A 20,183-nucleotide genomic window follows, 5' to 3' on the forward strand; every position below is an offset into this window, starting at 1 on the left:
TGCGCCCCACGGCATAGTCACAGGTGGGGTCTCCCGGGTTTGAGGGTTAACGACTTCATGAGGAGGGAGGGCCTCCTCACGGTCTCGCCGGACACGAGGGTCATCGACGCCGTGAAGGCCATGTATGAGAGGGGCGTTGGGAGCGTCCTCATCGTGGGGCCCGACGGCAGGCTTGAGGGGATATTCACCGAGAGGGACCTCGTCAGGCTCGTGGCTACCGGGGGCGACCTTGAGGGGAGGATCGGGGACTACATGACTAGGAACCCCGCGGTTGTGAGGCCCGAGGACCCGCTCCCCCTCGCCGCATCCAAGATGGTTGAGGGGGGCTTCAGGCACCTGCCGGTCGTGGATAATACTGGGAGGCTTGTGGGGCTGCTGAGCGACAAGGACGTGCTGAGGGCGATCCTCGCCAGTGGCGCCTGGCCCTAGCTTACTAGCTCGCCCGTGGATGCGTCGTAGACCCTGACCTTGTCGAGTCTGGGGTAGATGGTCACCTTCTCCCCGGCGCTGGCCGGGATCCCTCCGGGTATCTTGACTGTGACGACGTGGCTCCCCGTGTTGACGTGGAGTATAGTGTCCGACCCCAGCCTCTCGACGAAGTCTATGACTCCCTCCACAGCGGGCCCCCCGCCGGGTTGGAGGGTGAAGTGCTCCGGCCTGATGCCGACGAGCACCTCGGCCCCCTCCCCCGCCTTGAGGCTGGGCGGGGCGGGGAGCTTGAAGTCCCCCGCGTCCAGCACTAGCTCCCCGCCGGCGCGGCGCACGACAGCCTTCACCAGGTTCATCTGGGGCGAGCCGACGAACGTCGCCACGAACGTGTTGGCGGGGCGCTCGTAGACCTCCTCCGGGGTGCCCACCTGCATTATCCTCCCCTCGTTCATCACCGCCACCCTGTCCCCCATCGTCATCGCCTCGACCTGGTCGTGGGTCACGTAGATCGTGGTGACGCCCAGCCTCCTCTGCAACTTCTTCAGCTCGCTCCTCATCCTAACCCTGAGCACTGCGTCAAGGTTGCTGAGCGGCTCGTCCATGAGCATCACGTCGGGCTCCACCACTATCGCCCTCGCCACCGCCACCCTCTGCCTCTGCCCCCCGCTGAGCTGGCTCGGGTACCGGTCGAGGAGCTCCTCTATCCCGAGCAGCTCCGCAGCCCACTTGACGCGCCTCGCCACCTCGCTCTCCGGCACCTTCCTGATCCTCAGGGGGAAGGCGATGTTGTCGCGGACCTTCATGTGGGGCCATAGGGCGTAGCTCTGGAACACCATGGATACGTTCCTCTTCCTGGGGGGTAGGTGTGTCACGTCCCTCCCGCCGAAGAGGACCCGGCCCCTGTCCGGCTTCTCGAGGCCGGCGATTATCCTGAGCGTCGTCGTCTTCCCGCAGCCGCTGGGGCCGAGTATGACGGTGAACTCGCCGTCCCTGAACGTTAGGGTGACCCCGTTCACCGCGGCCGTCCTCCCGAACGTCTTGTAGACGCTCTCAAGCCTGACCTCTACCACCGCCGAGACACCCCGCGTCACTTCAGGGTTATACCCCACATGGTCACCAGGTACCTCCGGGCGGCGAAGACGAATATGAATGCTGGCACGAGCATCACGGCGACCGCCGCCATCTTGATCAGGTCGGTCGCGGCGGCGACCTGCGCCAGGACGAAGGCTGGGAGGGTCCTGTTGGTGAGCGTCAGCACCGAGGCCACGAAGACCTCGTTCCAGCTTAGGAGGAATGCGAACATCGCCGCCGCAGTGAGGCCGGGGAGGGCTATGGGCATCGTTATGTGGAGCACCACGCCCGCCCTCGTGAGGCCGAAGACGAGGCCAGCCTCCTCCACCTCCCTGGGGATCCCGGCGAATATGCTTGACGTTATCAGCACCACGAAGGGGAGGGCCATTGAGGTGTGGGCGAGGGCGACGCCGAGTAGGGTGTCGTTCAGCCCGATCCTGAGGTAGAGCACCGCGAGGGGGACGCCTATCGCTATCACGGGGAACATCCTCATACCCACTAGGAGGAGCTTGACTGCGTCCCTCCCCGGGAAGGCGTACCTCGCGATGGCGTACCCGGCGGGGAGGCCTATGGCGAAGCTCAATGCAACCGTCGCCAGCGCCACGACGACGCTGTTCACCGTCGCCTCCCCCGCGCCGAGGGCCATGAACCTCCTCAGCTGCTCCAGCGTGAACCTCGTGGGGACCACCTTGCCCTCGCTGTAGTACTCGCCGGGATCCGCGAACGCGTAGAGCATGGAGAGCGCGAGGGGGAGGAGCACCCACGAGACCGCCAGCGCGACGCCGGCGGCTTTGAGGATCCCGGCGAGGGCCTCCCTAGCCTCCGGGCTCAGGCCGGGCACTAGGCAGCCACCTCCAGGTGACCCGCCCTGAGGCTCCTGACGTAGACCACTCCCAGCGCCACGGAGATCGCGGCTATCACGAGGGCGTAAAGCGCAGCGGCCCCGGTGTGGTGGAGTATCGCCTGCTCGTAGTAGGCCTCCCCGGCTAGCACGGGTATGTCGCGGCCGGCGAGCACCCAGACGTCGGCGAACACCTGGAAGGCGAAGAGCGTCCTGATGATGAGCGCCGTCTCGAGGCTCGGCTTGAGGAGGGGGAGTATGATGTACCTGAGCTTCTGCAGGGCGGATGCCCCGAACACCTCGGCGGCCTCGAGCAGCTCGCCGCTCACGAGCTGGAGGCCGGCGAAGAGTATGACGAATACTATCGCGGTCGACCTCCACACCTCCGCCAGGACTATGGCGGTGAACTCCCTCCACAGGTACTCCCTCCCGAAGAACACCACGGGCTCGCTGATCACACCCAGGCTGAGGAGGAGCCTGTTGAGGAAGCCCCCCTCCGCGAGCATCACGTACCAGATGAGCCCCGCCGCGAGGTCGCTGATGGCGAGCGGGAGGACTATGATGTAGATAGCGGCGTCCCTCCCCCTAAACCTCCTGGAGAGCAGGAGGGCCAGGCCTATCGCCAGGGCGACCTCTATGGGTATCACTACCCCCGCGAGGAGCACCGTGTACTTGAGGGCGTCCCAGAACTTGGAGTGGACGCTGTGGAGCAGGTAGTCCACCCACTCCAGCGTGAAGCCGCCCCCCTCGCCGGTGAAGGCGAGCCTCACGCCCTCCACCAGCGGGTAGCCCACGAAGAACGCCATGTACGCCAGGGAGGGCGCTATGAGGATGTAGGGCAGAAGCCTCTCCCCACCCTTACCCAAAGACCATTCCCCCGGGCTCCAAGCGCCATCCCGGAGACGCTAAAAAGACGAGGTTAAGGAGGGCTTGGGGCGCCGCGGCTGCGCTCCACCCGCCCCGGCGTCAGGCGTCGGGGGGCGGCAGGGGCGCCCCGGTCTCCTGGAAGAGGCTCTGCAGCTGCTGAGCGAGCCCAGGCAGCACCTCCCGTGGGTCCTTGCCGTTCAGCACTATCTGCTCGAACGCGGTGAGGTAGACCTGCTTGAAGTCGCCTCCCTTAGCGCCGAGGCTGGGTATCATGGCCACTAGGGCGTCGGGTGCGCTGACCTGCTTGGAGACTCCGCTGACGAGCACCCTGAGGGGGCCGCTGGGCACCGCGCCCTCGGCCTCCTTGACGGTGGGGAAGAAGCCCACCTTCTCGAGCAGCTTCGCCTGCACCTCGGGCCTGGTGAGGTACTCTATCAGCTTCCACGCCTCCTCCTGGTGGGGGGCGTTCTTCGGGATGGCGAGGCCGGCGACTACGAGTATGAAGGCCCTGCCCTTCGGACCCTTAGGCACGGGCACCACGACGAACTGGTCGGGCTTCTGCACTATCGCATCCTTGATTCTGGCGGTGTGGTCCCAGGCTATCCACACCTCGCCCCTCAGGAGCGGGTCGGCCATGGCGTCCCACGTGGTGCTGGCGGGGTTCACGTACCTCCAGAGCTCCTTGAGGTAGCTCCACATCTCAACGGCCTCGGGGCTGTCGAACTTCTTCACCTGCGCCCCGGTGAAGGCGGGGTAGAGGTAGCCGTGGAGGAACCTGACGAACAGCCCGTGGGGGCCAGCGGGGAAGCCGAGCTTGGGGCTGCCCGTGGCCTCGTAGAGGTTCCTCGCCCACTCGAGGAGGGCGTCGTAGGTCCACTTATCGCTGCCCTGGATCACGTCCTGCTCCGTCAGCCCCTCCGGGAGGTACTTGAAGGCCTCCTTGTTGACCACCATGACGTAGGTGGCGGTCATCCAGGGGACGTAGGCCTTGATCCCGTGGAGGTGGGAGTACCTCTCAAGCGTCTCCGGGAACGTGCGGCCCTCGAGGGAGCCGAACTTGCTTAGGTCCTCCAGCCACCCCTTGGAGGCGAAGAGGTCCAAGCCGCCGTGGAGGTCGCCGATCAAGTCAATAGTGACTTTACCGGCCTCCATCTCGGCCTCGAGCCTCGTCGCCAAGTCGCTGTACGAGATGGCGACGAACTCGACGTTAATCCCCGTCTCCTGCGTGAAGCCAGGCAGCAGCTCCTGCTTGACGAACGCCTGCTCCTCCGGTGGGTTAAGCTGGGTTGAAGCCCACACAAGCGTCGCCGGGCGCCCGCCCACGTAGAGCAGGATCCCGGCCACCAGGACCACGACTAGCAGGACGCCCGCTATGACCATAGTCCTCGAAGCCATCCCTGCAAGCACCCCCAGACGTCGCATCAGTCAATATAAAATTAATTAAAGTTATTTTGCCCTATAAAACCGTTTTTGATTGCATCGGGCGATGAGCCCCCGCGGGTTGCCGGGGACGACTTGGAGGCCCGGCGGCGTGGGGCGGAAGGTTTATAGAGCCGGGCCCGGACCCTTGAGCTAACCGGCTGAGGCTGAGGGCCCGTAGCTCAGCCAGGACAGAGCGCCGGCCTCCTAACCATGCGGGGCTCGGCTCGCCCCGGCTGGGGGGCGAGCCGGTGGTCGGGGGTTCAAATCCCCCCGGGCCCGCCACCCTCCTCGCCGGAAGGATAACCGTTATCGTTAAACCCGCCCGGGGCCCAGTCCACGTTTACCGGGCGGCTCTGAGGGTTGGCTAGCATAGCCGTCCTGGGCCTCGGGAGGATAGGCCTCAGGCTCGCGTGGGAGCTCAAGAGCCTGGGCCACGAGGTTATAGGGGTCGACGCGAGCTCGCACGCGGCTGACAGGGCTGAGAGGCTCCTGGGCATCAGGGTTGAGGTGGCGGACGCCACCGCCCCCGACGGGTTGAGGGTCGCCCTCAGGGGGGTGGACCTCGCAGCGGTAGCCCTGCCGGGGGGCGTGGGGCACAGGGCCCTCCTGGGCCTGGTCAGGCTCGGCGTGGACGCGGTTGATGTCAGCTTCTCGCCCGTGGACCCCTACGAGGCTGTGGACCCCCTCGCCAGGCGGGTGGGGGCCACGGTCGTGGTGGACGCCGGCGTGGCGCCCGGGCTCTCGAACATGCTCGCCGGCATGCTGGTGCGCGCGGTCAACGCTAGGGGGGCGAGGATCCTGGTCGGCGGGGTGAGCGAGGACCCCAGCGTGCCCCTCGGCCTCTCCGCGGCGTGGAACACCGAGGACCTGCTGGAGGAGTACCTCAGGAAGGCGAGGCTCGTGAGGAACGGGAGGCTGGAGGCCGTGGACCCCCTGGAGCACGTGGCCCTGGTCAACGTGCCCGGGGTTGGCTTGATGGAGGCGATACCAACCGATGGCCTGAGGACGATGCTCAGGAACCTCTCGGGCCTCGAGGAGCTGGCGGAGTACACCCTCCGCTGGCCTGGCCACAGCAGGGTGATAAGGGAGCTCAAGATGATAGGCCTCCTGGACGACGCGCCAGCCATAGTCGAGGGCGCCTCCGTCTCCCCGAGGAAGCTCCTGGCGAAGCTCCTAGCCTCAAGGCTCCCAAGCCGCGGCGACATAGTCATACTCATAGCCGAGGCCTGGGGGGAGGGCTGGGCGGGCCTCAAAGCGGTGGCGAGGCACACGGGCCCCTGGTCGGCGATGTCCATAGCGACCGCGGCGTTCCAGGCGGCGGTCACGGACCTCCTCGCCCACGGCAGGGTGGAGGGGCCGGGAGTAGTGGCCCCCGAGCAGCTAGCCCAGGACGAGAAAGCGGCCGGGAGGATCCTCCAACACCTAGCCGCCCGGGGCGTCAAGGTAGAGAAGCTTACAGAGCCACCCAAATTCACCCGGCAACAGTGGCAAACGCAAACCCGCCGCTGAAACGCTCAGGCCCACGCGGAGCCCTAGGAGAGGAGAGCCCAGTCCCCAGTCTAGAGTTGCATCATTAAAGATAGAATTGGAACTAGGATGGAATTAGATGGCGTCCTTGAATGGTGTCCTTAAATGGTGTCTCCGCGGATGCAGAGGTAGGATGGCGTGGTTAGAGGTATATCTTGATCTTCCTGGTGGCGATGATCCTCCGCTCCTCCCCGTTCTCGAGTATGTACTTCCTCACAGCTCTCCTAATCAACTCGCTCTTTGTTACCCCTCTGCTCCTGGCTATTCTCTCGAGCATCTCGAATAGATCATCTTCCACTTTGAAGCTTACGACTTTCATTGCATTCACCTCGTCGTGAGCCTCCATAGGGGGTTCATGGCTGGGCTTGTGCGTAAAAGACTTGTGGTGTGCGGATTTCAGTCTTCCTCATGTAGGGGTTGTCTCGAATCTTGGGATTAGGGGCGGAAGATTTAATAGGGTGCCTTTAGTCTTTCTCTTTTTGGGAGTGTACTGGCGCGTGGGGTGGCTGTAGCCGTGCCGACTGTTCACGTCTCCCTGCCCGACTCTGTGTATAGGGAGCTGAAGAGAAGGGCGGGTGAGCTTGGTATTCAGGTCACCGACCTCATCAGGATCTACATTAAGGAGGCGCTTGAGGGCGCTTGCGGGAGGGGGTCTTCTAGCGAGGAGGCTTTCGGCGAGCTTGCACGGAGGGTTGACGAGCTGGAGAGGAGGGTTAAGGCTGAGATTGTGAGGCTCAGGGGTAAGCAGAGGGAGCTCGAGGAGCTCTTCCAGTACGTTCTTGAGAGGATGGAGATGATTGAGGACATGATTGAGGCGAGGGCCCGCGGCGGCGCGGCCGTGGTCGGGGAGAGCGAGGGTTAGCCCCCGCAGCCTGGGGGCGGCTGGCAGCCGTGCCTGCGGAGCCTCTCGGCGCCCCGGCGGCGCAGCTCGACTAGGTCTATGGACTCGCGGGACTCGGCCTGGCCGGTTTCGAGTAGCCTGTTAACGTCTAGCTCCAGGTCTAGCTCTGTGTAGATGCAGGCCCTGTTGAGGGCCTCCCGCGCCTGTGCTATGCTCCTCGTGCCCTCGACTAGCCGGGGGAGTGGCGTGAGGTCCACGGCTACCCCGGCGTCGAGGAGGTACGTGGCTGCCATTGAGGGGTCCACTGTGACCCTGCGCGTGCCGCCCCTGATCGTCCTGACCCCGTACTCCCCCTTGAAGGCTAGGTAGGGGATCCTGCTCGCCTCGCTGTAGACGTGCTCCATGACCCTGTCCAGGACCTCCACTTCCTCCCGGTTGAGGCCGTAGACGCCTATCAAGCCGCCCCTAGCCGCTGCCTCCGCTATCCTCGCGAGGACCAGGTCCCTCGGGAGCTCCCCGTCGGCGCCGGGGGCATGGATGGCTAGGAAGCCTGGGATCCCGCTGGAGGCTAGGCCTGAGAGGCTCACCGCGTCCGCGAGCGGGCTCCAAAGCGTCTCCTCGCACCCCCGGGCTAGCGAGTCGCCGCCCACGTCCACCGCTATCGCCGCCTCGACGCCCAGCGCCTCCGAGGCCGACCTGAGGGCCTCGGCGACGCCCACAGCCCCCTTGCCCACGTCGATCGCGAGCGCTTTAACCCCGAGGACCCCGGCCACCCTGGCGAGCTGCGGCTTAACCTCCCTCCCAAGCCTCAGGGCGAACGTGTCGCCCGTGACTAGCGCCGCGCTCCACCCGATGGGCTCGGCGTTGACGAGCTCCTCCAGCCTCACCGGCCCCGGCGCGGGGTCGACCACGAACCTCTCCCACACAATGCTCCCCAGCAGGGGCTCGGCGCCGAGCCTCCTCAGCTTGAGGTACAAGTGGACCGCGCCCGCCGCGTCGCCGCCGCCCCCGGCGCCGAAGACGAGCACCCGCCTGTAGGTCGAGGCGATCTCCTCAAGGCTGCGAGGCCTACCCAACCCAGCCCGCCCCATACAACGGCTACGCGAGACGGGCCCCCCGGGAGGGGCTTAAAGCCGGCCTCCACAGGCACGTGGAGGGTTAACCGGTAAGCCCCGCAATAAAACAGTCTTCCCGCTCAACCGGAAGACTAGCACGCCCCCACGGGCCTCCAGGACAAGCCTGCCACGAGCCCCGGGGCCGCTGCTGCGGCGACCCCGCTGCGGCCCAGCGTCCGCCCAACGGGGAGCCGGCGCCTGGGGCGCCAGGTAGCCCCCCTCCACCGCCGTTGCTTGAGGGTACTCCGGCGCCACGCTGGCTGGGCCGCCTTGCCTTAGCGAGGGGAGGGGTGTTAGGGCGTAAAATGATGGAGAGGGCCTATTTGAGCTTCACTACTCTCCTGTAAACGCCTCTCTTTACTAGTTCTTGGAACTCTTTCTCCTCCAAGATTTTAAGATCTATCGGTACATCGTCTTCTAGGCCTAGCTCTCTAGCCCTCCTCTTCACGCTCAATACTGTGTCGATGCTTTTCAGGCCCGGATCATTCACGGTTATAACTACGTCTATATCGCTAAGGACGGTTATTCGGCCCTCAGCTACTCCGCCTACAACGTAGACGTGGAGGCATTCATTGCCCAATACATCCTTGCATGCCTCGGTGATGAAGCCCACGTGCCTCCTCCAGTTCTTCAGAATGCTGTACCTTTCAAGGGCGTGCCTAGCCCATCCTCCTCTCAACCTCCATCAGCACCTCCAGAGCTTTTTCAGCGGTCTCCACGCATAGCCTCCCCTGTTTCTCGCCATATGTGAGCATGCCGTACCTAGCCATAGTATAGCTCTCCTCAAGTATGTCAAGGTAATCCCTATAATCCGAGACGAACCTACCTATGAGTACGGCCACATCATCCCTCCCAGCATCCATGAAGAGGTTCCTCAGCCTAGCCAGTAACGTTTTGGATCCATGAATCCTGGGGGTTTCACCGAAATACTTGTACAGGAGAGCCTTCACAGCGAGCTGCACGGCTTGCTCGGAGTTAAAGCATGCTCCATCATAGTCACCTTCGTCGAGATCCCGCTTGGCCCGGATAAGGAATCGCCTAGCACGATGCCACAAGAGTCTATAATACTCTCCACTCACCACTCCACACCGTAATACCTGTCGAGCGAGATTGCATTATACAATACAACCACTTAATTATTTCAACAATTCAGCCATACTGGTGCATACGTGGGGAGGCCCTCCATAAAGTCCGCACTTGGAGGGCCATGCAGCGGGTTGGGGCACGCCTCGCGCTTCCTCAGCTTGGAGGACCTCATGCTCCCTGGGCTTGGAGGGCGTTACGCAGGGATCCCGGTACCTACTACGTTCTCCTGGCAAATGGTCTTGACACTCTTAGAGCCTATGAGATTGAGAAGATGGCAGGTGCTCGTAGCGAGCGTTGACGAGAGACTACCCCCTATAGGATAGACGCCTACATACCCGTCGGAGGCGCCCCGTGGAGGAGGCCAACCCTGGGCAAGGTCAGGAGGGCCGTCGAGCGCGCTAGGGAGTGCTTGAGGAGCGTCTCCTACCTCTCCGGGGGCGGGAGGGCGATGGGGAGGGTTGCGAGCCTGCACTCCCAAGGCCCCGCCCTGCGGTGGGGGCTCGCGTGTGAACCTGAGGCGTCTAGGAGTACACGCCGCCGCAGGGCTTAGGGATGGAAGGCGTTGACTGGGCTCCTTTAATCCACGCCGAGGCCGAGTAGGTCTAGGAGGCCCACGACTGCGATGGTGTAGGCGGTGCCGGTTGCGAGGCTGACGATGATCGATCTCCTCGTGAGCCTCCCCTCGTAGGCCACGCTCCCCCCGAGGGCTACCATCACGAGGCCTGCTACGTTGGTGAACCAGTAGGCGGCAGCGAAGCCTATCCTCATGTCGAGGCCTGTGAGGGCGTGGAGGGCGCCCGCAATGGCTAGGCTGATGGGGATGTTAACCACGGCGTCGTTCCACCAGCTCAGCGGGCTCAGTATGTACCCGATGAAGGCTATCACCGCGGAGGCGCCTCTAACCGCGAGCCTCAACCCGCCGCGGCCGGGCCTCGACGCCGCCGACCTAGCCATGACTCAGCCACCCCCTCGCAAGCGCCCTGGTAGCGTGGCTGGGCGCCTGGAGGACTTAATCACTAGGCCGGAAGGGGGGGAGTGGAGGGGGTCCAGGGCTTCACCCGCGCCTCGAGGCGGGAAGCCGGGCCGCGGCGTAGAGCAGGCCGCCCGCCGCGGCGAGCGCGGAGGCCGCGAGCGCCGCCCAGAGGCTAGCGGACACCAGGCCGGCGGCGGTCGCGGCCGCCTTCCAGTGGGGGTAGGTCCTCACCTCCAGGCTCCTCCTGCCCATGAGCCCGATGTACTCGCCGGCGAGCCTCGCGGGCCCCGTGAGGGTGGAGGCGTAGACGTAGGCGGCGGCGAGGGAGGCCGCGGCGACTGCGAGGGCTGCCAGGGCCGCCCTCCGGCTGCCCCGCGTGAAGGCCGCCGCCGCGCCGAGCGTCGAGGCGAGGGCCAGCACCACGGGGTGGAGTAGCTGCACCGCCTCCAGGCCCGCGGCGACGCCCCTCGAGTTGAGCTTCAGCTCCCCGACCTCCCCTGCCAGCTCGGCCACGCCCGACCTGAGGGCCTCCACGTCCCCGGGGCTGGCGCCGCGGTCGGCGAGCTCCCCGGCCATCGAGGCGAGGCTGAGGGCCTTCGAGGCCAGGGGGTCGGGGAGGTACTCGGCTACCCCCCTGAGGGTCTCGGCGACGCCCTCCAGGGCGCTCTTCACCGTGTCGCCCGACGCCCTCCCCTCGGCCATGAGCTTCTCGAGGCTGCCCAGCCTCGCCGCGGCCTCCTCCAGCCTCGGCGCCGCGAGCCCCTTCGCCGCGAAAGCCGGGTCCGTCAGGGCCCTCAGCCCCCGGGCCCCGATGGTCTCCTTAACCCCGAGGTTGACGCTAGTGAGCCAGGAGAGCCCCGCCGTCGAGGCGTCGAGGGGGTAGGCGCCCATGTAGACGCCTGCAGCGACGAGTAGGCCCCCGGCCAGGGCGACGGCAGCGGCCTGCCTCGCGAGGCGCCCGGGCAGGGCTCCGGCAGCGGCGACCAGGAGCCCGCCCGCGAGCGCGGCGAGCGGCGCCAGGTAGGGCCCGGAGTAGGCGGGGCTGGACCGGGCGAGCGCGGCCTCCATCAACGCCACGAGCAGGCCCCAGGCGAGGAGGAAGCGGTGCAGCCCCCTGCCCCTGCCGCTCCTCGCCGCGAGGGCGGCGGCCGGGAGGAGCACCCCGGTGAGGGCGGCGGCGAGGGCGGAGAGGCCCGTGGCGGAGGCGTAGCGCCTCAACGCTAGGGCGGCCGCGGCGGGGCTCAACGCCTCGGAGCCTCCGCGGGCGGCCACGGCTATAGTGGCGTTCCCGAGGCCCTCAACGCTCCCCGCCAGCAGCTTGAGGAGCCCTGCGACGTAGGCCTGGGCCGTGGAGGCGAGGATGGAGGCGAAGAGCATCAACGCGGAGGCGGCGACTGCGAGGCCGGCCGACAGCGCCGCCAGCCTATCACGCCGGGTCGACTCGAACCCCAACCACGCGGCACCCCTTCCAACGCGGACGCTAGACTCCACACACGCCAGGGCATGGGCTAGGATGTTAAAAGCGCCGGGGCCGGGGAGGGCCTAGCCTCGCCCCGGAGGAGAGGAGGGGATCCCGGGGGGCTAGATGGCTTCGAGCTCCTCTATAAGCTCCGGGGGGAGGCGCCAGCCGAGGGATCCCAGTATCTCGTGGAGGTGACTCCTATTCTCGGTCTTGGGTATCGCCACCACCCGCGGCCTCGAGATGAGGTAGTTGAGGGCCACCTGCACCGGGGTCCTGCCGGCGGCCTCGGCGACCCTCCTCACGGTTGGGTGGCGCGCGACCTCGCCCCTCTCGAGGGGGGTGTAGGCCTGTATCGTCACCCCCTCCCTGATGGCCAGGTCCAGGAGCCCCGTGCGCTCCGGCTCCTTGTGGAGGACGCTGTAGTGCACCTGGTCAACCACCACCTCCGCGCTCCTCGTTGCGGTGAGCGCCTCCTCAAGCTCGCCCGTGTCGTAGTTGCTCACTCCGATGTAGCGGGCTAGGCCCTTCTCGTAGGCCGCCTTCTCCAGAATCCTCACCTGCTCCCCGGCGGAGAGCTTCGGGTTCCTCCAGTGCACGAGGACCAGGTCCACCTCCCGGACCCCGAGGCGGGCGAGGCTTGCCCGGACGGCCTTCTCCACGGTGTACTCGTCGGTGAACCTGTAGGGGAGCACCTTGGTGGTGACGAAGACCCTGTCCCGGCCGACCCTCCTGATAACCCTCCCCACCACCTCCTCCGCGGAGCCGTTCCCGTACATCTCAGCTGTGTCGATGAGGTTCACGAGCCCCGACTCCACCGCCTCAACCATGACGTCCTCCGCAGCCTTCGGGTCCCTTATCGCCCACGTCCCGAGGCCTATAGCCGAGACCCTGTCCGAGCCGATGAGCTTCCAGTCCGACGAGTCCACGGGGTACCTGGGCAACGCTAGACACCCCTAGCCCCGTCCGGGTCCGGGGCCGGAGTTAACGGCGAGTATATACCTAAAGACCCACCCCCAACCCTCGCGGAGGAGGCCGCGGGGCCGCTCTTGTAGCCCTGCGGGTGGGGTGTGCCTCTGCCTTGGACTCGTGCCCCGGCCTCAGGCGGTGGGACGGCTCCGGCGCCGTGAGGGTCGAGGATATTAGGGCCTGGGAGGTTAACGGGGTCTGGCTCGGCGTCCCCCTCCTCCTGTTGATGGAGAACGCTGGGAGGGCGGTCGCCGACCTGGTTGAGTGCAAGCTCGGCGGCGTTGAGGGCAGGCGCGTCGTGGTCTACGCCGGGAGGGGCGGGAACGGCGGCGACGCCCTGGTGGCCGCCAGGCACCTCGCCGCCCGGGGTGCAAGGGTCGAGGTTGTCCTCGCCTACGACCCGAGGCTCGTCGAGCACGGGGACGCCAGGGTGAACCTCGAGGCCCTGCTGAGGAGCGGGTACGCCAGGGTTAGGGTGTACCGCGGCGGCCGCCCCGAGCCGCCGAGCGCTGACGCAGTGGTGGACGGCCTCCTGGGCGTCGGCGTTAGGGGGAGGCTCCGGGAGCCCGTGGCGACGCTTGCAGCGGAGGTCAACGCCGCCGGGGGGCTGAAGGTCGCCGTCGACGTGCCCACCGGGGTCGACCCCGACACCGGGGAGGCGGTGGAGGGGGCGGTGGTTGCGGACGCGACGGTCACGATGCACAGGGCGAAGAGGGGCCTGGCGAGGGCTTCGAGGCACGCGGGGGAGGTGTGGGTCGCCGAGATAGGCCTCCCGCCCGCCGCGGAGGAGCTCGCCGGCCCCGGGGACGTGGCTGCGAGGATCCCCGCGAAGCCGAGGGACGCCCACAAGGGGGTGGGGGGCAGGGTCCTAGTCGTGGGGGGTAGCAGGGGCTACTACGGCGCCCCCGCCCTCGCGGCGACCGCAGCCCTCACCGTGGGGGCTGACCTAGCCTTCGTAGCCGGCCCAGGCGGCTCGGCGCAGGCCGCGGCCTCTTGGAACCCGAACCTCATCCCGAGGCCCCTCGAGGGCGGCGAGCTCGGCCCGGGCCACGTCGACGAGGTGGCGGCGCTCGCCGGGAGGGCTCACGCCGTCGTCGTCGGCCCGGGGCTCGGGGCGTCGGGCAGGGTCTTCGAGGCCGTGGCGGGGCTCCTCGAGAGGCTCAGGGGCAAGCCGGTGGTGATCGACGCGGACGCGTTGAAGGCGGTCGCCGAGCTGGGGTTGAAGCTGTGGCCTGAGGCGGTGCTCACGCCCCACAGGGGCGAGGCGAGGATGCTCCTCGACGGCGACGGGAGCGTGGAGCACGTGAGGGCGATTGCGGGGGAGTACAACGCCACCGTCCTCAGGAAGGGGCCCGAGGACGTGGTCTGCGCCCCCAACGGGGGGTGCAGGGTGAACAGGACGGGCACGCCCGCGATGAGCGTGGGCGGCACGGGGGACGTGCTCGCGGGCGTGACTGCGGCCTTCCTGGCGAGGAGGGCGAGCCTCGCCGGCGACCCGGACCCGCTCAACGCCGCGGCCGCGGCGGCGTGGCTCACCGGGAGGGCGGGCGAGATAGCCGCAGGAAGCCACGGCCTGCTCACCGCGACCCGGCTGATAGAAAGCCTGCCCCAGGCGTACATCGAGGCTTTGAGGCTCGCAGGCTCAGCCTAACGCGGGGGCGAGCGGCTTGGAGGAGGGAGGCGTTGAGAGGGTTGTGAGGGACCTCCTATCCAGGCGGGATCCCCACGGCTACTACGTGATACCCGCCAAGGCCGAAGCCGAGGAGGTGGTCAGGCAGCTCGGCGTCCCCGGGGTCCTCCTAGAGCCGGCGGGCGACACGGTCTACGTCAAGGTCAGGTCGAGGAGCGGGGCCGCGAGGATAGCCAGGAGGCTCGCCAAGCTCGGACTGCTAGCCCTAGAGGAGGAGGGGGAGGAGTAGCCCCCCGGGATCCCCTGCTGGAGGGCGGCCGCCGTGGGGGGACTCGAGGGCCTCGACAGGCTCCGGGGGGCGCTAGCGAGGGTAGCGGGTGAAACCGTCCGGGGGGCCTCGTGGAGCGCTAGGGTCGCCGCGGAGGCGCTGCTAGCCGACGTCGAGGGCGGGGGGAGGCCCTGCAGGGACCCCGAGGCGGTGGCCTCGGCGGTCGAGGCGGCTAACCCTAGCATGGCCAGCCTCTACAACCTCGCCCTCCTCATCCGGGAGGCCTGCGCCTCCGGCGGTGACGAGGCCCTCGCCCGGGCGGTGGGGAGGCTGCTCGAGTACATGGAGTGGGCCCGGGGGAGGCTGAGGGCCGCCGCTGCCGGAGCAATCCCGGAGGGGGCCACGGTGGCGGCCTTCAGCTACAGCAGCAGCGTGGAGGATGCTATCCTAGAGGCCCGGGGGAGGGTGGTGGGGGTGGTGGTCTTCGAGTCCAGGCCGGGCGGTGAGGGGGTGCACCTTGCGAGGCGCCTCAGGCGGGCCGGGATCCCGGTGGAGCTGGCCCCCGACGCCTTGATGCTCGACCGCCTCAGCGGCGTGGATGTTGCAATGGTTGGAGCTGACACCGTCACCCGGGACGGTTGCCTGGTCAACAAGGCTGGGACGAGGCTCCTCGCCCTGGCCGCGAGGGAGGCCGGGATCCCCCTCGTGGCGGTGTTCGAATCCTACAAGATCCACCCCCACGCCCGCTGCGGCGGCGTGAGGATAGCGAGGAGGACCTACGAGATCGAGGGGTGGGGGCCGGTGGAGCTGCCGGTGTTCGACGAGACCCCACCCAGCCTGCTCGGGAAGGCGGCGACCGAGTGGGGCCTCCACCCCTGGAGCCCCGGCCTCCCGGGGGAGCTACACTCCAGGATGGTGGAGTGGATCCTGGGGCGCCGGCCGGGATCCTAGGCCTCCCTGACCCCCTTCGGCGGGCTCCTCGGCGCCGTGATCTCGGCCGCCTCTACCTCGAGGAAGTCCCTGAAGTCCTCCCCCACGTTGGGGGCTATAATGTAGACGGCCCTGTCGACGTAGTCCTCCACCCTGCCCCCCTCACCCTCTATGAAGGAGTTATCGTAGCTCACCAGGAACACGGTGACGTAGACGTAGCCGTCCCTCCCAACCTCAACCCCCTCCATGCCGGCGACGGATCTAACGTCGACCTCGTCAGGGCTCAGCCTACGCCTGTCCCTGAGCACGAGGAAGTCGCTCCTCCTGACATCCCACTTCTCCATCGCCAGCCTCGCGTACTCCCTCACAGCATCGTAGAGCCCCCTATCCTCCACCACCGACTCCACGATCCCGCCTTCAACGGCGTGAACCACGACCACGCCTCCAGGCACTCCCAGACCACCCGCCACGAGCCAGGGGGCGCCGGGCACGAGGCGGGTTTAATTATGGATTCAATAAAGAGTTTAACAGGGCCTTAGCGCCACACGAGCCCACCGCCCGGGGCCCGGGGGGTGGGGGCGGGCGCCGGTCTCCCCCGGGCCCTCCTGGGGGCTTGCTGTAGGGGGGAGAGGGCGCCCGGCCTTTGGAGGCTCTCAGGGCTAGCACGGGTGAGGTGCTTAGGACTTACGGGTTCCACTTCGAGGTCTACGAGGAGCCTGGCTCGGAGCCCCCGCTTTCGGGGCTGGCGTTCGAGAGCGTCCACCCCGGCTTCTCGGGGACGCACCTGAGGGGGGCCCGGCTGTACGTGCACCAGGAGAGGGTCTACAGGGCGCTCCTGGACGGGTTCAACGTCGTCCTCTCGGGGGAGCCCGGGTCGGGTAAGACCGAGGCCTGGGTCGCCGCCGTGGCTGCCTGGGTCAGGATGGGCGTGAGGCCGAGGGTCCTCGTGGTCTACCCCTCGCTCCGGGGCGCGGCGAGCAAGTACTACAGGCTCTACGCCTACTCCGAGAGCCTCGGGTTCAACATGTACAGCGTGCTCGAGGAGGTCGCGCTGGAGGAGGGCGTGGTGACGAGGAGGAGCGTCGTGGACGCCGACGTGCTAGTGGTGAAGGCGAGGATACTGCTGGAGGAGTTCAAGAGGCACCTGGCGAAGCCCGGGTCGAGCGTGCTCTCGCCGGCCTTCGACTCCGTGAGGCTCCTCGTGCTGGACGAGCTGCACCGCTACGAGCCCCGCTCCATAGCCCTGCTCCTCGGCGTGGCCGAGCTGCTGGCGGCGGCGCGTGGGGGGGAGCTTCAGGTAGCGGTGCTGTCACCCCTCCTCTCCAACCCCGGCGAGCTGGCCTCCCACCTGGAGGGGGTCACCGGCAGGCCCTCGCTCGCCGTGGAGGCGGCGCCGCGGAGGCCGGCGAACACCGTCTACATAATCGTGGGCAAGACCCTGGAGGAGGCGAGGCGGGTGGCCCTCGAGGCCCTCGAGGGCCTCGAGTGCGTCCCGGGGGACGTCGCAGAGGCAGCCCGCGACCCGGGCCGGTTCAGGGAGGAGGCCTACAAGGTCGTGGCCTACCTGAGGTCCAGGGGGGCCAGGGCCCCCCGCGTCGCCCCCCAGCCTCGACGAGGTCGTGGACCTCCTCGAGTGGTACGCCAGGGACAGGGTCGACCCCCCCGGCGGCACGCTGGTGGTGACGAGGACCGCGTGGGCGGCGAAGACTCTGGCTAGGCTGCTCTGGAGGAGGTTCGAGCGCGGCGAGGGCTGGGCCCGGGCCGACGCCAGGCACAGGCTGGCCGGCATGGACCCCCGCGAGCGCGGGGGGGCGGAGGCGACGCTGGAGCGCGGCGGGACCGCCGTCCTGGCGGTGCCGGCCAGCGTGCTCCGCGAGCTGGACTTCAAGTTCACCAACACCGTTAGAACGGTCTACTTCGGCCTCCCCGAGGATCCCAGGGACGTCGCCGAGGCCGAGTGGAGGAAGAGGATGGACCCCAGGGTGCGCCGGGCCGAGACGGTGGTCATACCGTTCGGGGAGCTGGACCTGGACACCCTCGCGCGGGGCCTGCGGGTGGTGAGGGAGCTCCTCTCCGCGGAGCCCGAGAGGCTCGAGGTCAACCCCAGCAACCACTACAAGGCCCTCTTCACCGGCGCCGCGAAGCTCCTGAGCCCCCTACTCAAGGGGGTCAGGCTCACCCGCCTGGAGGAGGAGGCCCTCGAGGCCGCCGGAGTCCTGGGAGCCGGGGGGGCGAGGCACACCGCGCTCAAGAGGCTCTGGACCAGGCTGCACTTCTACAGCTACGAGCTCATCGACAGCTCGAGGAGGCTGTTCAAGCTGCCCGGCGTCCGGGAAATGCGGGGGGCCGGCGAGGCGCCGGTGAGGAGGGTCGCCGAGGAGCTGCAGCCGGGCTGCATCGACCGCGTCGACGCCACCGTCGTGGCGGCGCTGAGGGGTAGGAGGAGCGGGGCGTACACGGAGGTCGTGGAGTACAGCCTGGAGGAGGCGTTCACCAGCGAGGCGCCCCCCTGGCTCGCGGGGGCGGTGAGGGCCTACAGGGCGACCAGGAGGAGCCTCGGCGGCGACCCGGACCCGTGGCGGGACCTCGAGGAGGGGCTGCTGGAGGCCAGGGTGGAGCTGGAGGCCAGGGTCCCCAGGAGGGGCTTCGGCCTCGCAGAGGCGGCGCCCGTCGAGTGCGTCTGGCTCGTCTACAGCAGGACCCCCTCCACCGTCACGGGGAGGGACGGGGCGACGAGGCCGAGGAGGCGAGTGCTCACCGTGAAGCCTGGGGCCCGCCTGCTCGGGAGCTGGAGGGACTACACCTATGGCCTCGCAGCCGAGGGGCTCCACGGCCACCCGGAGGCCCCCGCGAGGCTGGGCCTCGCCGTGCTCATGCTCTACCTCAGGCGAGTCCACGGCGTCCCCCTGGGCGCGGTCAGGCTCTGCCTCCACGCCCTGGGGGAGAAGAGGCTCCTAACCGCCTACGAGCCCTCCGCGGCCGGCCTGATCGGGAGGCTGGACTGGGCCTCCATAGCCCGGGGGGTCTCGGGGTTCAGGCCCTCCAGCCTCGACGAGGCCCTACTCGCCCGCGTCGACCGGGAGGCCTACGCTGCCCTGGAGTCCCTGGGCTTCGACTGGGGCCCCGGCCTGGAGGAGGCCAGAGCCGCCGCCCTCCTCGTGGCGTCGAGCCTGGAGGCGTCGAGGAGGCTGGCGAGGCTGAAGCCATCCCTCCCGAGGCCCTCGAGGAGCCACGGGATAGCGGGCATCGCGGTAGTAGCCCACCCGGTCGAGGCGAGGGGGCTGGGGAGGCTGGTGCTCGCGGGCCTCGCCTACTACGACGGCTCAACCTCCCGCGCCGCCGTCAGCCTCGTCGACCCGCGCCGCGGAGCGCCCCCCAGGAGGCTCGTGGACCTCGAGGCCTGGACCCTGGCGAGGGTCGAGTACGGGGGCCTCACGCTCGCAACCCTCGACCCCCGCGTCGACTCCGCCGAGCTCGCGAGGGCGGGGCTCAGGCTGCTCGCCCGCCTCGCCGAGTCGAGGGCGATGAGCGCGTCCAAGGCGCTCGCCGAAGCCCTTGGGGTGCCCTACGCCGACCCCGCGTGGCTTGAGGGCCTCGTTGACGTGGGCGGAGCCGGGCCCGTGAGGGCGGTCACAATCCAGGGCCTCGCCAGGACGCTCAGGCGGAGCCCCCTGAGCCCGGAGAGCCTGAAGTACAGGATCCCCGGCAAGCTGGAGGAGTACCTGAGGAACCTGGCCAGGCTAACGTACCTAGCCGCCCTCCTCGCCAGGCTAACGCGGGAGGGGGCAGAGGCGTGACCCCACATTGCTACGTAGTGGCTCGTGCACCGGGGCAGGCCTACCCGGCCCCCGCCTCCTTGCCCCCGGCCTCCTGCCCGGCCTTCTCCTGCTCCTGCTCGAGCTTCTTCAGCTCCTCCTCGACCTCCTTCTCGATCTCCTCGATGGGCTTGGGGGGAGGCGTGGTGGCGAGCGTGTAGCCGATCCACGCCAGGATCCCGGCGGCGATGCCCACTAGGGCGAGCGCGGTGAGCTTGAGGAGGACTAAGTCGTACCTGGTGAAGAGAAGTATGTAGGCGTAGATTACGAAGAAGAGCAGCGAGCCCGCCGCGAGCCCGGCCCCGACAGCTTGGTCCCTATTCATCCCAGACACCAGCCCCGCGCCGCGGGTGCCCCTGGTTGATATTATAGCTTACCCGGGCCTCCCGGCTATTACACTCCACCCCCGCGGCGGAGGCGCTCCTCGACCGCCCTCACCGCCTCCCTGTACCGCCTTATCCCGGGGGTGGCCGCGGGGTCCCTGCCCATCCTCACCGCCGCCAGGCTCGACGCCACCCCGGCCACCATGGCGCCCTCGAGGAGGGCGGCGAGGGGGTGGGTGGCCGCGAAGCGCTTGAGGTCCAGGGTGTAGGCCTCGCCGCGCCTGGAGTACTCGCCCTCGACCCAGTCCTCGATCGCCGAGCAAACCTCGTCCCCTGCGGAGGCCTTGATTACTATGAAGACCCACCGCCCCGGCTGGGGCTCCACCCAGGCGTTCACGGCGTTGTGCCCGGCCTCCGGGTACTCCTCGACGAGGGCGTGGATGCCGGTGTTCTCCGCGAGCTCGCTCCTCCACCTCCAGGCGAGGGGGGCGTAGGCGCCGCAGGCCACTACGACCGGGATCCCGCCGCCGGCCAGGGCGGGGGCGAGCCTCTCCGCCTCCCCCAGCGCCCACCCCGGGTCGAGGGCGCGGGAGACCCTCTCGACCACCCCGCGGGCG

At 68.1% G+C, this 20,183-nt stretch carries 22 protein-coding genes and 1 tRNA gene; 9 read left to right on the top strand and 14 right to left on the bottom strand.

Translation table 11 applies throughout. From position 1 onward, the window contains the following. Positions 1–39 precede the first annotated feature (39 nt). Positions 40–429 (top strand): CBS domain-containing protein, encoded by a 390-nt coding sequence (locus ACYQ3J_RS06925; protein WP_460126147.1) that lies wholly within the window; start codon positions 40–42, stop codon positions 427–429. On the opposite strand, the gene ACYQ3J_RS06930 is transcribed toward ACYQ3J_RS06925, so the two are convergent. The 4 genes from ACYQ3J_RS06930 to ACYQ3J_RS06945 all read right to left on the bottom strand — a co-directional run bounded on the left by ACYQ3J_RS06930 (position 426) and on the right by ACYQ3J_RS06945 (position 4,603). Continuing rightward, positions 426–1,499: an ABC transporter ATP-binding protein gene (locus ACYQ3J_RS06930; protein ID WP_460126149.1), complete on the bottom strand. Its 1,074-nt coding sequence runs from the start codon at positions 1,497–1,499 to the stop codon at positions 426–428. The genes ACYQ3J_RS06925 and ACYQ3J_RS06930 overlap by 4 nt on opposite strands. Before the next feature lie 17 nt (positions 1,500–1,516). After that, entirely contained in the window at positions 1,517–2,332 is an 816-nt protein-coding gene (locus ACYQ3J_RS06935) for a carbohydrate ABC transporter permease (protein WP_460126299.1), read from the bottom strand. Between the two features lie 8 nt (positions 2,333–2,340). Beyond that, positions 2,341–3,147: a carbohydrate ABC transporter permease gene (locus tag ACYQ3J_RS06940; protein ID WP_460126301.1), complete on the bottom strand. Its 807-nt coding sequence runs from the start codon at positions 3,145–3,147 to the stop codon at positions 2,341–2,343. Between the two features lie 160 nt (positions 3,148–3,307). Further along, positions 3,308–4,603, bottom strand: a complete 1,296-nt coding sequence (locus ACYQ3J_RS06945) for an ABC transporter substrate-binding protein (RefSeq protein ID WP_460126151.1) — start codon at positions 4,601–4,603, stop codon at positions 3,308–3,310. A gap of 195 nt (positions 4,604–4,798) precedes the next feature. Between ACYQ3J_RS06945 and ACYQ3J_RS06950 the strand changes: the two genes are divergently transcribed. Together ACYQ3J_RS06950 and ACYQ3J_RS06955 are read left to right on the top strand one after the other, a co-directional pair. Continuing rightward, positions 4,799–4,912: transfer RNA gene (locus ACYQ3J_RS06950), tRNA-Arg, on the top strand. 78 nt (positions 4,913–4,990) lie between these two features. Beyond that, positions 4,991–6,139 (top strand): saccharopine dehydrogenase family protein, encoded by a 1,149-nt coding sequence (locus ACYQ3J_RS06955; RefSeq protein WP_460126153.1) that lies wholly within the window; start codon positions 4,991–4,993, stop codon positions 6,137–6,139. 160 nt (positions 6,140–6,299) lie between these two features. Here ACYQ3J_RS06955 and ccr1 read toward each other — a convergent pair whose 3' ends face one another. Further along, on the bottom strand, positions 6,300–6,503 hold the full coding sequence (gene ccr1 / locus ACYQ3J_RS06960; protein ID WP_460126155.1) for an aCcr1 family cell cycle regulator: 204 nt from the start codon (positions 6,501–6,503) through the stop codon (positions 6,300–6,302). Between the two features lie 168 nt (positions 6,504–6,671). On the opposite strand from ccr1, the gene ACYQ3J_RS06965 reads away from it, so the two are divergent. Continuing rightward, positions 6,672–7,019, top strand: a complete 348-nt coding sequence (locus tag ACYQ3J_RS06965; protein WP_460126157.1) for a hypothetical protein — start codon at positions 6,672–6,674, stop codon at positions 7,017–7,019. Here ACYQ3J_RS06965 and ACYQ3J_RS06970 read toward each other — a convergent pair. The 6 genes from ACYQ3J_RS06970 to ACYQ3J_RS06995 form a co-directional block, all read right to left on the bottom strand. Next, on the bottom strand, positions 7,016–8,074 hold the full coding sequence (locus tag ACYQ3J_RS06970; protein ID WP_460126159.1) for a DUF1152 domain-containing protein: 1,059 nt from the start codon (positions 8,072–8,074) through the stop codon (positions 7,016–7,018). The genes ACYQ3J_RS06965 and ACYQ3J_RS06970 overlap by 4 nt on opposite strands. A gap of 358 nt (positions 8,075–8,432) precedes the next feature. After that, entirely contained in the window at positions 8,433–8,792 is a 360-nt protein-coding gene (locus ACYQ3J_RS06975; protein ID WP_460126161.1) for a nucleotidyltransferase domain-containing protein, read from the bottom strand. Further along, complete coding sequence (locus tag ACYQ3J_RS06980; protein ID WP_460126163.1) at positions 8,773–9,195, bottom strand: HEPN domain-containing protein; 423 nt, start codon at positions 9,193–9,195, stop codon at positions 8,773–8,775. Before ACYQ3J_RS06980 ends, ACYQ3J_RS06975 begins: the two co-directional genes overlap by 20 nt. A 580-nt stretch (positions 9,196–9,775) precedes the next feature. Beyond that, positions 9,776–10,153, bottom strand: a complete 378-nt coding sequence (locus ACYQ3J_RS06985; RefSeq protein ID WP_460126165.1) for a DUF7980 family protein — start codon at positions 10,151–10,153, stop codon at positions 9,776–9,778. A 100-nt stretch (positions 10,154–10,253) separates the two neighbouring features. Then, a complete protein-coding gene (locus tag ACYQ3J_RS06990) occupies positions 10,254–11,624 on the bottom strand; it encodes a hypothetical protein (RefSeq protein WP_460126167.1) in 1,371 nt (456 codons plus the stop codon). A 129-nt stretch (positions 11,625–11,753) separates the two neighbouring features. Then, complete coding sequence (locus tag ACYQ3J_RS06995) at positions 11,754–12,575, bottom strand: aldo/keto reductase (protein ID WP_460126169.1); 822 nt, start codon at positions 12,573–12,575, stop codon at positions 11,754–11,756. Between the two features lie 137 nt (positions 12,576–12,712). On the opposite strand from ACYQ3J_RS06995, the gene ACYQ3J_RS07000 reads away from it, so the two are divergent. Genes ACYQ3J_RS07000 through ACYQ3J_RS07010 form a run of 3 tightly spaced genes read left to right on the top strand, consistent with a single transcriptional unit; the run spans position 12,713 to position 15,449 of the window. Beyond that, positions 12,713–14,251 (top strand): NAD(P)H-hydrate dehydratase, encoded by a 1,539-nt coding sequence (locus tag ACYQ3J_RS07000; protein ID WP_460126171.1) that lies wholly within the window; start codon positions 12,713–12,715, stop codon positions 14,249–14,251. A gap of 16 nt (positions 14,252–14,267) precedes the next feature. Continuing rightward, positions 14,268–14,519 (top strand): hypothetical protein, encoded by a 252-nt coding sequence (locus ACYQ3J_RS07005; protein WP_460126173.1) that lies wholly within the window; start codon positions 14,268–14,270, stop codon positions 14,517–14,519. A gap of 33 nt (positions 14,520–14,552) precedes the next feature. Beyond that, positions 14,553–15,449: an eIF2B alpha/beta/delta subunit family protein gene (locus ACYQ3J_RS07010; RefSeq protein WP_460126175.1), complete on the top strand. Its 897-nt coding sequence runs from the start codon at positions 14,553–14,555 to the stop codon at positions 15,447–15,449. On the opposite strand, the gene ACYQ3J_RS07015 is transcribed toward ACYQ3J_RS07010, so the two are convergent. Then, positions 15,446–15,898, bottom strand: coding sequence for a DUF2286 domain-containing protein (locus ACYQ3J_RS07015; protein WP_460126177.1), 453 nt, complete (start codon positions 15,896–15,898; stop codon positions 15,446–15,448). The two genes, ACYQ3J_RS07010 and ACYQ3J_RS07015, sit on opposite strands and share 4 nt — an antisense overlap. 173 nt (positions 15,899–16,071) lie before the next feature. On the opposite strand from ACYQ3J_RS07015, the gene ACYQ3J_RS07020 reads away from it, so the two are divergent. Both ACYQ3J_RS07020 and ACYQ3J_RS07025 read left to right on the top strand, forming a co-directional pair. Continuing rightward, on the top strand, positions 16,072–17,145 hold the full coding sequence (locus ACYQ3J_RS07020) for a DEAD/DEAH box helicase (protein ID WP_460126179.1): 1,074 nt from the start codon (positions 16,072–16,074) through the stop codon (positions 17,143–17,145). Beyond that, positions 17,048–19,225: a hypothetical protein gene (locus ACYQ3J_RS07025; RefSeq protein WP_460126181.1), complete on the top strand. Its 2,178-nt coding sequence runs from the start codon at positions 17,048–17,050 to the stop codon at positions 19,223–19,225. Before ACYQ3J_RS07020 ends, ACYQ3J_RS07025 begins: the two co-directional genes overlap by 98 nt. Before the next feature lie 40 nt (positions 19,226–19,265). Here ACYQ3J_RS07025 and ACYQ3J_RS07030 read toward each other — a convergent pair whose 3' ends face one another. Together ACYQ3J_RS07030 and ACYQ3J_RS07035 are read right to left on the bottom strand one after the other, a co-directional pair. Beyond that, positions 19,266–19,568: a transcriptional regulator gene (locus ACYQ3J_RS07030; RefSeq protein ID WP_460126303.1), complete on the bottom strand. Its 303-nt coding sequence runs from the start codon at positions 19,566–19,568 to the stop codon at positions 19,266–19,268. Between the two features lie 68 nt (positions 19,569–19,636). Further along, positions 19,637–20,183, bottom strand: a 547-nt coding sequence (locus ACYQ3J_RS07035; protein ID WP_460126183.1) for an SIS domain-containing protein, incomplete at its 5' end; no start/stop codon positions are given.

The sequence above is a fragment of the Stetteria hydrogenophila genome (genome assembly GCF_054657575.1).

Bases quoted from the DNA above. Each gene is read 5' to 3' on its own strand.
- ACYQ3J_RS07030 (WP_460126303.1), bottom strand. From the start codon at position 19,568: ATGAATAGGGACCAAGCTGTCGGGGCCGGGCTCGCGGCGGGCTCGCTG.
- ccr1 (WP_460126155.1), bottom strand. From the start codon at position 6,503: ATGGAGGCTCACGACGAGGTGAATGCAATGAAAGTCGTAAGCTTCAAA.
- ACYQ3J_RS06985 (WP_460126165.1), bottom strand. From the start codon at position 10,153: ATGGCTAGGTCGGCGGCGTCGAGGCCCGGCCGCGGCGGGTTGAGGCTC.
- ACYQ3J_RS06940 (WP_460126301.1), bottom strand. From the start codon at position 3,147: ATGGCGTTCTTCGTGGGCTACCCGCTGGTGGAGGGCGTGAGGCTCGCC.
- ACYQ3J_RS06945 (WP_460126151.1), bottom strand. From the start codon at position 4,603: ATGGCTTCGAGGACTATGGTCATAGCGGGCGTCCTGCTAGTCGTGGTC.